General features: G+C 55.5%; 1 pseudogene. It reads right to left on the bottom strand.

The features are described from left to right. Window positions 1–490: pseudogene (locus E3E29_RS11325) on the bottom strand (peptide ABC transporter substrate-binding protein); the annotation flags it as partial. Window positions 491–515 lie beyond the last annotated feature (25 nt).

The raw sequence follows: 515 nt of genomic DNA, 5'->3' as shown, positions 1-515 counted from the left end.
GGTTGTGGTAGGCAGTACCCCAGTTCGGGTCAACGTAGTAGTCAAAGAACCAGTAGTCCCAGGCAATGCTCGTAACCGGCTGAATTCCACTGCTAACCCAGCCCTCAGTGTAAACACTCCACTGGAGGGTGTGCGGATCACTGGAGTAAACAACCTTATTTGCTTGCTCCCTGGTCCATCCGTTGAGCCAGGTCTCGAAGCCGGCCTTCTGGAGAATCTTGTTGATGTACTTGGCCTCGTCAAGCCTCTGGTCCTCGACACGGCCGATGATGGTGACCTTAACGGGCTTACCCTGGAAGTACCACATCCCATTCTCGTAGGTGAGGTTGTAGCCCTTCTCCTTGAGTTTGGCAGCTGCAGCCTTCATGCTGTCGTTTATGAGCTTGAGTGCGTACTGCTCGTCACCCTGGGCGGTCATTCCGAGGGCTTTGGCGACCGTGTTAATGGCTGAGGCAGCGTCAACCTGACCGCTGACCTCAGGACCGAACATTGGAGCACCGCTGCCCTGGAGAATG

It is taken from the genome of Thermococcus sp. Bubb.Bath (assembly GCF_012027595.1).
Classification (GTDB): domain Archaea; phylum Methanobacteriota_B; class Thermococci; order Thermococcales; family Thermococcaceae; genus Thermococcus.
Note: the sequence above shows the minus strand (reverse complement) of the source record. Positions and strands in the feature narration are given on the sequence as shown.